Raw genomic sequence first — 14,830 nt, 5'->3', positions numbered from 1 at the left:
TGGCCTCGTTTCATGAGCTTACGAATGTTTTAATCACCCGTTGATGTAGCAAGAGCCACTTTTCCCTTTACGCATTCCTCTTTTTTGGACGATACTGGCGCCATGAACCCGATTCAATCAAAGGAAGGTGGAGGGCCTTGTCAGGATGGTAGACATACACATATCCCTCTATCTCCTGAGTACAGTCTCTAATCCATACGCGCTCGTATTCGTTATCATTTCTTCCTTCCTCGTAATCCTCCAGCTCATCCATCCTTCGAATTCCATCTATCGTTATAGTCAGCCATTCACCAACTACTTCCCCCTCCTGATCCAGTACAAGGGCCGGATATGATCCGACATCATACAATTTTCCCTTTACTTTTCCAGGCTTCACGTTTTGCAAATAAGGAGCCGCAATTTCATGATTCACTTCACCTGTTAATAACGTTCCGTATACAAACACTCGAGACGTTTGTTCCGTCATTCCTCTCTCCCTGCCTTATTATCAAAGTAAACGGCTAAAATAAAAAAGAGCTGGCCGCTCGAGCCAGCTTTACTCCTTCCATTTTATGCTGCAGCCGATGCTTGGCTTTTGCTGTTCAGACACGGGCTGATTAGCTAGGAGGGCATCCAAGGCCGCCCGAATAGAAGCACCGGTAACAGGAATGCCATTATTCGGTCTTGAGTCATCCAATTGGCCGCGATACACACATTTTAGTTCTTTATCAAAAATATAAAAATCTGGCGTGCATGCCGCTTGATATGCTTTCGCTACCTCTTGCGTTTCATCAAACAAGTAAGGGAACGGATATCCTAACTCTTCAGCGACTTTTTTCATATTTTCCGGAGAATCATCCGGATATTTCTCGGCGTCATTCGAGTTGATGGCAACAAACGACACCCCTTTTGGCTGATAATCGTGAGCGAGACGGATCAATTCATGCTGCACATGCTTAACAAACGGGCAATGGTTGCAAATAAACATGATGACAGTCGCCACATCAGATTTCACATCCTCCAACCGCACGATCTTGCCATCAATCGCATTGACAAGAGCAAAAGACGGCGCTTGCTTTCCTAATGGAAACATTGCTGATTCAACCGCAGGCATATTTCCACATCCTCTCTGCAATGTCGTATTTTTCTTCGATTATAACAGACTTCTTTTTTCCTTACAAATCCTGTGCCTATAAAAACATCCACAGTTGGAAGAACCATGTGATTTGCCTTTCGGCCATACGGATGCGAAACAAAAAAGGAACACACCCCTTTCAGCCCCATTCCCGATTCTGTGCAGCAACATTGTCCCCCCTATAAACAGCACCAACAAATGCTAACATGTCAAGCGAAATCTCTATAAACGCATAAACAAGCACATGCATATACTATGGATGCACTTCATTTTTATTAGAAAGGAGGAGAAGCATGTCGTTTATTTATTTGCATAAAAAAGCCACGCCGCCTGCTGATCCAAGCAGCTCTGCTACCTTTCCTGTTTTTCATCATCGGCGTCCTCAAACCGAAGAGTTGTTGAATGAACAGCAGCAATTTCATGAGCATTTGTCCGCTTCCATGGAGCAGCTTCAGCACTCTTTTTCCTTGCAACAGCAACAGTATGAACATTTATATGCCCAATGGCAAGAAATGAGCGAAAACGATCAAACCGTAAAGAAAGCGATTCTTGATTCCCTTTCTGTTCAGGAAAACACAATGAAAAGACTGGCTCAACAAATCGCCTTTCAAGACGAGCTGTATCAAGGATTGAGCGCACGCTTGGAGGGACAAGAAAAGCTATATCAAAAGTTAGCAGAAAAGCTGGAGCTTCAAGGTGTGTTTCATGACACGGTCATCAAACGATTAGAAGCCCAAGAAGCATCGCAATATAAAATAATGAGACAGCTCGATACTATCAAAGAGATTATTTTTGAGCGATGCACACATATCGTGGAAACCATTAAGCAGACGATTTCATCCATATTCACGAGAAATTCTCAACAGCCAAGCCAAACCGAGACCTCCGAAAAAGAGCTCATGCACATGTGATCCTTTGCATTCAGCAAAGGATCTTTTTTCATAGAAAAACACCATGCGTTTGTCATCAAAACAAGTAGACTTTCTATCAGCAAACAAGCATAATAGAAAATGCAGAAAACTGAAACAAACGCGGTTAAACATAGAAGTTGTTGATATACATACAGAACAAAGAACGGAGCAGATACAAAATATTTCCAATTGAGAAAGGTAGCGATTCACGCGCTCACGCGACAGAAGAATAGCGAGTTGCTTTACAAATTGGTTTGTTGATCGGAAAGCAGTGCCGTCCAGACAAAACTCAAAAGATAGCACGAACTCTACCGAAAGGCACAAACAATGAACAAGACTCCGTTTCATCTATCCTGAAAAAATTCCTTTCGTCAGCGCAAGTAAAGAAAGCCATTTCAACAAAAGGGGTTTTCGCCCTTCCGATGATGATCTCATTTTTTGTCATGGACGTCTATATCATAGCTTGACAGACAAGGAGGAAAAAATGATGCACATTGTTTCAATTAATATCGGGATGCCGCAAACGGTGACAATTGACGAAAAGCCTCTGACTACCGGAATTTATAAACAGCCAGTGAATGGGCCCATCACTGTCACAAAAACCCATTGCATTGGCGATGGACAAGCGGATCTTATTCACCATGGGGGGCCAGATAAAGCGATTTGTGCTTATGCGTCTGAACATTTTTCGTTTTGGGAGCAAGTCTATCATCGCTCATTCACCCCAGGTGCATTTGGGGAAAATTTGACTCTCTTTGGATTGACGGAAAACCAAGTCTGCATCGGCGATGTATATGAGGTCGGTACAGCGGTCATCCAAGTTTCACAGCCGCGTCAGCCGTGTTTTAAATTAGCTAAACGCCACGGGTTAAAGGATCTGCCGCTCAAAGTTCAAGAAACCGGCTACACAGGCTTTTATTTTCGCGTGCTTCAAGAAGGTTCCATACAGAAAGGTGATCCTCTCACATTAATCGATCGGAGCCCGCTTCCTCTCTCTATTCATGATGTGAATACTATTTATTATATTGATAAAAGGAATGTAGCGGCTATGAAAACCATTGTTGCCGAGCCTGCCTTATCGGAAGATTGGCGCCAATCATTCATCAAACGAATGGAGAGGTGATAAAAGTCTTGCACGGATATGCCGTGCAAGACTTTTATATGGCGTCCTTTTTAAATTGTCGATAATACAGCTCACTGTAAAATCCTTTTTCCTTCAGAAGGGAATCATGCGTTCCTTGTTCCACCACGGTTCCTTCACGCAAAACAAGAATGCGATCAGCTTGTTGAATCGTATTGAGCCGATGGGCGATAACAAAGCAGGTTCGCTTCTCCATCAAACGCTCAAGCGCCTCTTGAATCATCAGTTCCGTCATTGTGTCAATATTGCTTGTCGCTTCATCCAAAACTAAAATAGACGGTTTCGCGATCATTGCCCTAGCAATTGCCAGCAATTGCTTTTGTCCTTGACTAATACCGCTGCCGTCCGGCTGTAAAACGGTATCATAGCCTTTTGGCAATTTTGTAATAAACGAATGCGCATTCGCCCACTTAGCCGCTTCCACCACTTCTTCATCTGTTGCCTCCAGTCTGCCATAACGAATATTCTCGCGAATCGTTCCTTGGAACAAAAAAGGATCTTGCAATACAAACGCCATATGGCTGCGAAGACTGGACCGCTTCACTCGCCGAGTATCTATCCCATCAATCAAAATTTGTCCATGATCCGGATCATAAAATCGCATAAGAAGCTGAATAATCGTGGTTTTTCCGACACCCGTCGGTCCAACAAGCGCTACCGTCTCGCCTTCTGTTACTGAAAAATTGACATTTTGAATCGCTTTTCGTTTTTGATCATATGAAAAAGACACATTGCGAAATTCAACATTTCCGCGCACAGCAGGCAAATCAATCGTTTCTGCTTCATCATCCTCTTCCTTGTCTTGGTCAATAATTTCAAACACCCGCTCAGCACCAGCCAATGCAGATAGAAATGTATTCCATTGATTGGCAAGATCATTGAGCGGACGTGTAAATTGTCTGGCATATTCTGAAAAAATCACAATCGTTCCGATTGAAATCATTCCTTTAAATGCGAAAATTCCTCCGACACCCGCAATTAAGGCAAAACTCATATTATTTAGCACGTTCATAAGTTTGGGAATAAAACCTGAATAGGTTTGCGCCCAAAATCCCGATTGCTTGAGCTGTTCACTTTTTTCTAAAAACTGAGCAATCATCTTTTTTTCTTGGGAAAATAACTTAACGACTTTTTGTCCAGAAATCACTTCTTCAATAAATCCGTTCAACTCTCCTAAATTTCTCTGCTGCTCTTTAAACCTCATTTGTGTTCGATTCGTAATCCATTTCATAGATCCATACATAATCGGCACAATCAACAGCGTTACCGCTGTCAAGAGAGGACTTAACAGGAGCATCACCACCACCGCTCCGATAAGCGTAAGAGTACTTGAAATCACTTGGATAACCGTACTGTTGAACGTTTGGCTCATATTGTCAATATCGTTCGTCAATCGGCTCATTAGCTCCCCCGATTGCCTTTGATTGAAAAAAGAGATAGGAAGCTGATGAAATTGTCCAAATAATTCAGTGCGAATTGCGTAAATCGTCTTTTGCGCAATTCCAATCATCCAGTAGCTTTGTAAAAAGCTTGATAACGACAAAGCGAGATAAATAAGCAAAAGAGCAACAACAACCATCCAAAAGCCATCGGTACGCTTGGCGATAATATATGTATCGACAGCTCTCCCCACGATATATGGGCCAAGAAGGCTGAGACCGGAGCTAATCATCACCATTACGATGACAACTGCTAGGCGCCCCTTTTGATGCTCGAGAAAGCCCCATATGCGCCGCAGCGTTTGAGCATTTTCTTTCACGCTCCGCTTATTTTCTTTTACTCCCATCATTCTATGTGGTGCTCTTAACATCGCTAATTCCCTTCTTTCCAAGCTGTGATTCAACAAGCTTAGAGTATAACTCGTTCGTTCGTAACAAATATTCATGCGTTCCATGCGCCAGCAATTTTCCGTCTTTAAGCAAAATAATCGTATCTGCCTCCATGGCGGTTGATATTTTTTGAGTGACAATGAGAGTTGTGCATGAATAGGATTTTAATGCCTGTAACAACTGAGCTTCTGTTTGAACATCCAATGCGCTTGTACTGTCATCTAACAAAAGAATTTTGGGATGGCGCACAAGTGCTCGAGCGATAGAAATACGCTGTTTTTGTCCTCCCGACAGAGTCACCCCTTTTTGTCCGACCATCGTATCATACCCTTCGGGAAAACTCATAATGGTATTATGAATTTGGGCGTTTTTCGCAGCTTGTATCATCTCTTCTTCTGTCACGTTGTCCATTCCAAAGCAAATGTTATCGCGAATCGTTCCCGAAAATAACAAAATATCCTGCGGTACAAAGCCGATAGCTGTGCGCAAGCGTTCTTGTCTTATTTGCCGAATGTCGATTCCGTCCACTTTAATGGTTCCGTCCATAGCATCATATAGCCGAGGAATCAGCTGCAGCAGCGAAGACTTGCCAGAACCAGTCTCTCCCAAAATCGCTACCGTTTCATGCGCACCGATAGAAAACGAAATGTCTCGCAATACATCGACATCAGTTTCCGGATATCGAAACGAAACGTTCTCAAATTGAATGCTTCCTGCTTCAATAGGCTGTTCGTCTCGTTTGTCCTTATCGAGCATATCAACCGGTGCTGTCAGTATATTGGCAATACGCTGCCCTGATGCCTTGGCACGAGAAAACGCTGTCGTTACAAAAGTAAAGATCGATAAAGCAGCCGTCATACGTGTCGTGTAATTAATCACCGCAACGACTTCCCCTGCTGTTGCACTGCCTGTATGAATTTCCACTCGTCCGATGAGTAAAATGATAACGATTGCCATATTCATCACCAACAGCAAAACAGGAGTGATCGTTTCTATAAGTCGCAAAACGGTCACGGTCCGTGTCATAAGCGCTTGATTCGTTTCGGTAAATCTTGTTTTCTCATAAAGGCTGCGCCCCCATGCCTTAATCAGTCTTATACCAGCGATATTTTCGCCCATAATGCTGTTGACACGGTCCAATATGTGCTGCACCTTTGTAAAGAATTGAGCGGCTTTGTTCATCATAAAAAGTAAAAAAGCGAGCGACGCCGGTACGACAATGAGCAAAATAAGAGCAAGCTTCACATGGACAAACAGCGCCATGACTACACCAAAAATAATCAAGAGTGGCGCCCTAAGCATCACTCGCAAGCTCATAAATACCATATTTTGCATTTGGGATACATCATTCGTCATCCTCGTAATTAAAGAAGCCGTTGGAAATTGGGAAAAATGAAATAGCGAAAACGACTGAACCTTTTGAAAGAGCGCATTTCGCAACGCAAATCCGTACTGTTGTCCAACGTAAGCGGCAACAAACGAATTGGCAATACCAGACAGAAAAGCAAGAAGAGAGGTCGCAACCATCACAGCGCCCCATTTCCAAATGACATGCAAGTCATTTTTCATCACTCCATTATCAATAATTTTTTCCATTAATAACGGATGCCACAGTTCCACAAACAATTCAATCAACATGAGCATCCAGGCTATTATCATCCATTTTCTGTACGATTTTAAATAGGATAATACATAGCGCATTGTTTTTCCCCACCCTTCGTTGTGTCTTTTATTTTAACTTGCATGGTGGAGGTTTTACAATTTTTTTGATACAGTGGTATATACACTAACTGATTATGCATATACAGTAGACATTTCCTCACTCATCCTCTTATACAAAAAACACCCAGATCCGTGATCTCCTCGTAAAAATATATACACTCCTCATTTTTTTAGAAATCACTAACCATAAAACCATTTTTGCGAATATATGTCCCTCATTAATAATCCTATGATGAACATATCAGAAGAGAAGTGAAAAGAAGCAGAGAGAAATAGCGGCAGTAAACGATTTATGAGGCAATGTTCCAGCAGTGAGACGTACAACAATCATCATCCAGTAAATATAATTTAGACAAAAAAAAAGTTTCAACAAAAAGGATGAAACTCATGCAACGCTTATCTAACAGCGCCACAACAATTAAAAAAGCAGCGGCAGCTATTCAAAAAACAAGGAATGGCAACAAAAAACAGGACAAACTGATCATTATGTACTCTTTTTTATCCTTGCTTTTCAGTCACTTCGCCGCGTGCAGCAACATCAACCACAATATTGATCAATCCTTTGAGGCTTCGCCAATCGTCATCGAAAGCATACACACGTCATTTGCCGGGCGGTTCTCGCATATATGCTTATCAACAAGCAGTCGCAAAAATTGTTGATCAGATAAAGAACGATGTTCTTTCAAATCATGAAGAATGTTAATCATACTGGATAATGGGGACTGGTCGATTTCCCCTAGAATTCCATCTGTATATAAAAAAAGCCTTACCTGTTGATTATAATGAATCACTTCTTTTTTAAACGGAACAGAAAATGGACTGCCGATCGCCCATCCTCCTTGATCCATCTCAATAATTTCATTATTAGTTAATAAAAACCCGGAAGGATGGCCTGCATTTATATATTCAATTTGTTGCTTTTTTGTATCGATTACAGCATAAATCATTGAAAACAGTGAGGACATTTCTCTAGAGCTCTCGGGGAATAGGGTTTGTACATATTTTTCAAGCTCCGTCGCTACACAAGCGGGATCAGTAACACGAAGGATGAGCTCTCTTAATTGTGAGCGCAATAACATAATGATTAGAGAAGAGGAAAGTCCGCGGCACATAATGTCGATTATTATAACCCCAAAGCGAACCTCATCAATTCGATAGCAAGCATACATATCCCCAGATAATTCCTCCGATGGAATATAAACCGCATCCATCGTTATATCCTTCGTTTGAATCGGAGAAGTGAATATGCTTTGCTGAATGTTTTTGATCAGCTCTGAATTCTTTTGCTGCTCTCGTTCTTTTTGTTTGACCTTTGTTACATCCCTGATCGTCATAACATATCCTGTCGTTGCTCCAACTGAGTCCGTGACTGGAACGACTGAAAAAACAACATTCATCATCGTTGTATCTTTTTTTCTTGCTTCGCATTCCAAATCTAAAAGCCCCTCACTCCCTGTCTGACGAATCATTTTAGCCAGATCAAACAAATGGTATGAAAATAATGAAAGTAAAGGCCGGCCAATGATCTCTTCTTTTTTCCATCCGAATAATAATTCTGCTGCTTCGCTCCAGTGCTTGATCGTCATATCCTTATACAATGTAACAACAGCCATCATTGGTATTTTATAAATAGCGTTCAGTACGTTCTCGATTTCCAATATGTCAGAAAACTTCCATATAAATAAATTGTTTTGGCCATGATGATCCGCTAAACCATAGACGGTTAAACGTCTTAAAAGGAGCCCGTCTTGCAATTGATACGAATGAACATTTCCGTCCCAATAGCCCTCCTTTAAAACATTCTCCCAAATGAGATGATAGGTAGAAATACTATAACTTTGCGTAAACAATAGATGGACAGGCTGGCCAATCAATTGCTGCTGGCGGTAGCCAATGGAGGCTAGCAGTATTTCATTCACAGCAACAATTCTAGCATCACGATTGGTAATGATGATCCCTTCCTGCCTATGAAAAATTTCTTCACTCTTCGACACATATACATGTTCTTTTTTCATTTAAATTCCGCCCTTTTCTATAATTTTTAGATAAAGCGTTATTTTATTCATTCTACAAATTTCTTGTTGTTTCCTTCTAAAAAAATATAATAAAATTAAAATCATAAAAGGATCATGCGATATAATCTATAGAATTTGGGTGGAAGAAACGGACACTTCATAAGGAAAAAACCCCTCTATCCCCATGAGGGAAAGAGGGCTTGCACGCTATATTCGCATTAAGCGCATTGAATTGAAAAGCACGATGAATGTTGCTCCCATATCTGCAAAAATCGCCATCCACAATGTAAGCCATCCAGGAACGATCAAAATTAAGGCCAAAAGCTTTAAAGATAAAGCTAAAACAATATTTTCTTTAATCATTCGCAGCGCTTTACGACTTAGGCGAATGACATAAGGTAGTTGGCGAAGATCATCTCCCATTAAAACAATATCCGCCGTTTCCAGAGCTACATCGGTTCCCCCTGTTCCCAACGCCACTCCAACATTGGCTGCTGCTAATGCCGGGGCATCATTAACTCCATCACCGATCATCGCCACTCGACCATATTTCTCTCTCATTTCTTTCATCACGCGAAGCTTATCTTCAGGAAGCAATTCTGCTTGTATTTCTGTGAGGCCAATTGAGTGGCTAACATGTTCAGCCGTCACCCGCTGATCTCCTGTGACTACTGTCAGCTGTTTTATTTTTTCTTTGCGAAGCTCTTGAATGATATCCGCTGCATATTCACGAACTTGGTCAGAAACGGCCGCCACTCCTAGCAACTGATGCTCACTTCCCAGCACAACCACCGTATTTCCTGCCTGTTGAAGCTGCTGAATGGTAGCGTGAACCTCCTTCGATAACAGATATTCTGAAAACAAAGCCGGGCTTCCAATATAATAGGTGATTCCGTCGACGGATGCGGAAGCTCCCTTTCCTGTAACCGAATAAAAATTCGTCACTTGACGATCAGTGAGTACAATGCCTCGCTCTTGTGCTTTTCGCACAATGGCTGAAGCAATGGGGTGCTGAGAATATTTTTCGATCGCAGCAGCAATCTGAAGCCATTCTTCTTCCATGACATGATCAGAAAATAAACGGATAGCTGCCACTTCTGGCGTTCCTTTTGTCAAAGTTCCCGTTTTATCAAAAGCGATAGCTGCGATTTTCCCCATTTCTTCCAAATAAATTCCGCCTTTGATAAGAATCCCGCGCCGTGCGGCATGACCGATGGCTGTGACAATAGCGACAGGAGTACTGATGACAAGCGCACATGGACAGCCGACCACCAATACAGCTAATCCACGATAAACCCATGCTTCCCAATTTTCTCCGAACAGAAGAGGAGGCGTCACAGCAACAATAAAAGCGATCATCATAATCAGCGGGGTATAATAGCGGGCGAAGCGATCGACTAATTGTTGAGCAGGAGCCCGCTCGGCTTGAGCTTCTTCGACAAGATCAATCATTTTCGCCAACATAGATTCGCTGCGTTTTTTCGTGACTTGGACCTCTAATGCCCCTTCCTCATTAATAGTTCCGGCATACACCTCATCATTCACACTTTTATAAACAGGCATTGATTCTCCTGTAATGGTCGCTTCATTAACGGCTGAGGCCCCGTGCACAACAATGCCGTCTGCCGCAATTTTTTGTCCTGGCTTGACAATCATAATATCATCAATCTCCAGTTCATCAACATCGACTTCATATTCCTGATTCCCTTTGCGAACCATCGCCTTTTTTGGTGCGGCATCAATCAAGTACTGAATTGAACGACGAGACCGATCCATTGCATAGCGTTCCAGCGCTTCACTGATAGCAAACAAAAGTACAACAACGGCTCCTTCTTTCCACTCTCCGATAAACGCTGCCCCGATGATCGCAATTGTCATCAGTGTTTTCATATCAAAGCGGAAATGCCATAAATTTAGCAATCCCACTCGAAGCAAATCATAACCGCCCACAGCAATTGCTAAGGCAAATGCTCCAACCGCAAGCCATTCGCTTTCTTTCATCCATAAAGAAGCTGCATATCCCACCATAAGAAAGCAGGCAGAAATCAATGCCAATACAGTAGCCCGTGTTTGCCAAAATTCTGGCGCCGATGACTGCGTTTGGGCGTGCTCTGGAATGAGACGAATTCCTTCAAAGGCTCCCGCTTTCTCCAACTCTGCAATCGAGGCCTCGCCAATAACGGTCAGTTTGGCGGCTCCAAAATTCACATGCGCCTCTTTTACCGTCGCAATTGCTTTGACGTTTTGTTCAAATTTTGCTGCACAATTCGCACAGGAAAGTCCTTGAAGACGATATACATGTCTATTTTCCATCTCCTCCCTCCTCTCCTACATGCATAAGAGCCATCGATACGAATTGATAGAGGTGCTCATCCTTTAACGAATAAAACACAAGCTTTCCTTCTTTTCGATGCTTAGCAAGCCCCATATCACGAAGAACGCGCAAATGATGCGAGGCCGTTGCTACGGTCGCGTCAATTATAGGAACAACATCGCAAACACATAATTCTTTTTCCAATGTAAGCGCATAAGCAATTTTTAAACGAGTGGCATCCGATAAAGCTTTAAACAGTTGTTCGACTCCTGCAATCTTATCCATTTTTCCCTTTACAGCTGCTACTTTTTTCTCATCAAAACAAAACACTTCACACATGTCGCGAACCATTTTATCCCCTCATTCAAATGTTCATTTGAATATAGTATATATAATAAGCAAACAATCGGTCCATTCATTTTGCTTTTTATTTCTCTCCCGCTTACATGGCGTTTCAAAGTGGAAAACTTAAACAAAAATCAATAACAAACAAGGCGCTATGGCCTTGTTTGTTTTTGGCTCATTGACCAAAGATAAAGCGCATTCATAGCTAGATGACGCGCTGATCGCTGAAAATCATTGCTTCTGCTTTCCTAAGCGACTATGCGGATAACAAGCCAATCCGCCCATTTGAAAAAAATAAAACGAAGGCCAATCCGCAGGCTTGCCTTCGTTTTACAAACGTGTGACGGAAGTTTGAGCCATGCCGCTTCCAGATCCTTTCATAAACTCGCAACCATCGATCCCCTTTTCTTTGCTCTTTCCTATCTCAGCTTAGCCAATCGCTTTTGTTTGCTATCTGTGATTGGGAAGTAATTTTTGCCGGGACAGCCACTTCTCGATATTAGCATATGTTTTTTTCCACGTAACATAAATAATATCTCCATCGCTTTGGAGTAACTCAATCGTTCCCCATGATTCATGGTTTTTCAGTATGGATTCCGCACTTTCCTGTCTCAGATCGTTTTTTAATCCTTCCATAAATCCGCTTATCTCCTTTGGATCGCTGAGCACGATTTCTTTGAATCTTTCATCTCCCATCATAATAGTTACTTGACGGATTGGCACCACTTCTTTTTCTCGCAAAATAAAATAGTAATTTTGCTTATATTCATTTGATTCAATGATCTGTTTATAAAAAGGCATGTATGGATCGGTAGGCACATCGTATACCCGAATGAGGCGATCCCCATTTTTCAAAACATATCCGATGACGACACGTTTAGTATCGGCAAACGGTGAAGGCAGTGTCGGCTTATTGGCAATGAGTTGTTCGTGAAAAATATATACATTTTGAATATTTTCTTTACTACTTAAAAATTGATTGGGCTGCTCTATCAATGAATGATGTTCCCTTTGCTGCGTATCTATGTCAAATCGAGACACGGAATCACCAAAGTATACCTTTTCAATATCGGCGAGCTTTGGCATTCGTTTTTCATATCCTGTCAGATCAAAATAAAGAACAGTGCCAACAAGCAGCATAGGCAGCAAAAAGTAGACATATCCTTTCCATTTATGAAAGACGCGCCATGTTTTCTCGATCACCATCTCCGCAACCAAAAATCCGATAATGGAGAAGACCATATAACCAAATAGAATCCAGCCGAAGCTGCCATTCATTACTTCTCTAAAGTAGATCCCCCCAACAAGCATGAAGCAGAAAGGGACCCCAAATAAAAACACCGGGCGCAATATCGGAAAAGCAAGCGCCTGATTGGCTGCTTCACTAGGGCGCTTCCTATACATCCATAACGCCATGACGATGCATAATCCTGTTAAAAAGAGGTAGCCTATCGCTTCTTGTAAGCTAAAATCTCGCATGCTCAGCTCTATAAATCGAATAAATGGAACGATTTTCTCTATATTAGCATTTAAATAATAATCAGCAGCAAACCCGGCTAATACATATCTCATATTCGTTAATACGAGAACAAAAATTCCTGCTGGAAATAAAAATAAAATGTAGGCAAATATACCTTGAAGCACCGAAATTCCTGTCAGCATCCCGACAAAAACACTAACAGCAAACACAAACATTTCCATCAAAAATACTTCCGCTATCCATAGTACAATATCAGCCGATGCAATGCGATCAAGTGGCAGCCAATAACATAAAACAGACACTACTAAAGCGGTAAAAATAAGTGGAACAAGCAGGATCATCCCGCCGAGCATCATATGTTGTGTAAATAATGATTCACGACGAAACGGTAAACTATGCATATAGTCAGCCGACTGTTTTACTTGCATATAGCGAAACAAAAAAATCCCTAACAAAACCGGAATCGTAAAAACGAGCATTCCTTGAAACGGCGCGGAAATATCAAATACATTTTTAAGACCTCTGAGATAATCTAATTGATTTTTGCCATTTGTATAGGCCATCATAATCGGAAGTGGAACGATTGCTAATAATAGAAGCAAATGGACAATCGCAATCCAGCCAATATTCCGAAAGTGCTGCAGCCAGATAGAACGGTTAAACCATAACGCTTTCGATAGCATACCCGATCCTCCCCATTTCATAAACAAAAATTTCTTCTAAAGTAAGCGGTAGTACATCAAAAATGACTGGCGCAAATCGCTGAATATACGCATCCACTTCTTCACGATTGCCTCGAACAATGCATAAAAGGACACGGCCTCGCTGCTCTTGATAAACGACTTGCAAACCGGTAAGAAAAGAAGAAGGAATACCGTCGCGAAAAGCAACTTGAATTTTATGAACATCTGCTTTTAAATCATCAATCTCCCTCTCCATAATCATTTCACCATTGTGCAAAATACCGACATGATCACAAAGATCTTCAACCTCTCTCAAGTTATGCGATGAAATGAAAACCGTCATATTCCGCTCCGCCACATCCTGTACAAGTAAGTTTTTCATCTTTTTTCTCATCACGGCATCCAACCCGTCAAAAGGTTCGTCAAGAATCAATACATCCGGCATAACGGAAAAGACGAGCCAAAATGCTGCTTGGCGCTGCATTCCTTTCGACATGCGTTGAATTTTTTGCTGTACATCGATCGAAAACCATTCCTGTAGCTGCCAAAATCGTTCTTCATTCCAGCCAGGATAAACGTCTCTATAAAATTGGGCCATTTGCTGGATTGTAGCATGTGGAAAAAAATAGGGGTTATCAGGTAAAAAAAGCAGTTTCTTCTTTAGCTTAACATTTTCAAAAATCGGTTCTCCCTCAATAAAAATATCGCCGTCGTCCGGTTTATAAATGCCGGCAAGCATCTTTAACAACGTTGTTTTTCCGGCACCATTTGAACCGAGAAGTCCATAAATCGAGCCTTTTTGAACATGCAGACTTACATCTTTGACCGCTTCTACCTGTTCAAATCCTTTATGGACATGATGAATTTCAATCATCGCGGATCTCCTCCTCCTGCTATTTGTTCCGCTTCATCTACTAGAGATAAAATGGCATCTTTCTTCATTCCAATATAGAACGCCTCACATAAAAGCTTCAGCAACTGCTGCTTAGCTGTCTCTAATTTTTCACGACTGACTTCTTCCGGCTGTGTAGCGACAAAATGACCTTTTCCGGGAATGGAGTAAATATAGCCTTGATGCTCAAGTTCACGATACGCTTTTTGAATCGTGTTCGGATTAATCGTTAGCTCCTTCGCTAATAATCTGACAGACGGCAGCTGTTCGTTTGGGCCCCACACTTCACGAATAATGAATTCCTTTATTTTTTCAACTAATTGTTCATAAATTGGCTGACGACTGCGAATATCAAGTTCAAACATCTCCCCTCCTCCTTTCTCA

At 41.7% G+C, this 14,830-nt stretch carries 12 protein-coding genes; 2 read left to right on the top strand and 10 right to left on the bottom strand.

Annotated features, from left to right (window positions below):
* Positions 1–67: 67 nt before the first annotated feature.
* Positions 68–466 (bottom strand): gamma-glutamylcyclotransferase family protein, encoded by a 399-nt coding sequence (locus GGQ95_RS11515; RefSeq protein ID WP_183186814.1) that lies wholly within the window; start codon positions 464–466, stop codon positions 68–70.
* Positions 467–535: 69 nt separating this feature from the next.
* Positions 536–1,093 carry a thioredoxin family protein gene (locus tag GGQ95_RS11510; RefSeq protein WP_066149025.1) on the bottom strand — a complete coding sequence of 186 codons (558 nt, stop codon included), beginning with the start codon at positions 1,091–1,093 and terminating at the stop codon, positions 536–538.
* 314 nt (positions 1,094–1,407) lie between these two features.
* Here GGQ95_RS11510 and GGQ95_RS11505 point away from each other — a divergent pair, with 314 nt between their 5' ends.
* Together GGQ95_RS11505 and GGQ95_RS11500 are read left to right on the top strand one after the other, a co-directional pair.
* Positions 1,408–2,025 carry a hypothetical protein gene (locus GGQ95_RS11505; protein WP_066149026.1) on the top strand — a complete coding sequence of 206 codons (618 nt, stop codon included), beginning with the start codon at positions 1,408–1,410 and terminating at the stop codon, positions 2,023–2,025.
* A 487-nt stretch (positions 2,026–2,512) separates the two neighbouring features.
* Positions 2,513–3,148: an MOSC domain-containing protein gene (locus GGQ95_RS11500; protein WP_183186813.1), complete on the top strand. Its 636-nt coding sequence runs from the start codon at positions 2,513–2,515 to the stop codon at positions 3,146–3,148.
* Positions 3,149–3,182: 34 nt separating this feature from the next.
* Here the strand turns inward: GGQ95_RS11500 and GGQ95_RS11495 are convergent, their stop codons facing one another.
* From GGQ95_RS11495 to GGQ95_RS11460, 8 genes are all read right to left on the bottom strand, one after another.
* Positions 3,183–4,955 (bottom strand): ABC transporter ATP-binding protein, encoded by a 1,773-nt coding sequence (locus GGQ95_RS11495; protein WP_244963709.1) that lies wholly within the window; start codon positions 4,953–4,955, stop codon positions 3,183–3,185.
* A 1-nt stretch (position 4,956) separates the two neighbouring features.
* Positions 4,957–6,696, bottom strand: coding sequence for an ABC transporter ATP-binding protein (locus GGQ95_RS11490; RefSeq protein WP_183186811.1), 1,740 nt, complete (start codon positions 6,694–6,696; stop codon positions 4,957–4,959).
* Between the two features lie 575 nt (positions 6,697–7,271).
* Entirely contained in the window at positions 7,272–8,732 is a 1,461-nt protein-coding gene (locus tag GGQ95_RS11485) for a SpoIIE family protein phosphatase (protein WP_183186810.1), read from the bottom strand.
* Between the two features lie 207 nt (positions 8,733–8,939).
* Positions 8,940–11,045, bottom strand: coding sequence for a heavy metal translocating P-type ATPase (locus GGQ95_RS11480; protein ID WP_183186809.1), 2,106 nt, complete (start codon positions 11,043–11,045; stop codon positions 8,940–8,942).
* Positions 11,035–11,397, bottom strand: coding sequence for an ArsR/SmtB family transcription factor (locus tag GGQ95_RS11475; protein ID WP_183186808.1), 363 nt, complete (start codon positions 11,395–11,397; stop codon positions 11,035–11,037). Before GGQ95_RS11475 ends, GGQ95_RS11480 begins: the two co-directional genes overlap by 11 nt.
* A 444-nt stretch (positions 11,398–11,841) precedes the next feature.
* Positions 11,842–13,554 carry a DUF6449 domain-containing protein gene (locus GGQ95_RS11470; protein WP_183186807.1) on the bottom strand — a complete coding sequence of 571 codons (1,713 nt, stop codon included), beginning with the start codon at positions 13,552–13,554 and terminating at the stop codon, positions 11,842–11,844.
* The gene (locus GGQ95_RS11465) at positions 13,529–14,428 is read right to left on the bottom strand and encodes an ABC transporter ATP-binding protein (protein ID WP_183186806.1); all 900 of its coding nucleotides are present in this window, start codon (positions 14,426–14,428) and stop codon (positions 13,529–13,531) included. Before GGQ95_RS11465 ends, GGQ95_RS11470 begins: the two co-directional genes overlap by 26 nt.
* A complete protein-coding gene (locus tag GGQ95_RS11460) occupies positions 14,425–14,811 on the bottom strand; it encodes a GntR family transcriptional regulator (RefSeq protein ID WP_183186805.1) in 387 nt (128 codons plus the stop codon). The genes GGQ95_RS11465 and GGQ95_RS11460 overlap by 4 nt, the downstream gene beginning before the upstream one ends.
* Positions 14,812–14,830 lie beyond the last annotated feature (19 nt).

Origin of the sequence: Anoxybacteroides rupiense (assembly GCF_014196195.1) — a bacterium.
Lineage (GTDB): Bacteria > Bacillota > Bacilli > Bacillales > Anoxybacillaceae > Anoxybacteroides > Anoxybacteroides rupiense.
The sequence above is the reverse complement of the archived record's forward strand: the minus strand, read 5'-3'. Positions and strand labels throughout refer to the sequence as shown.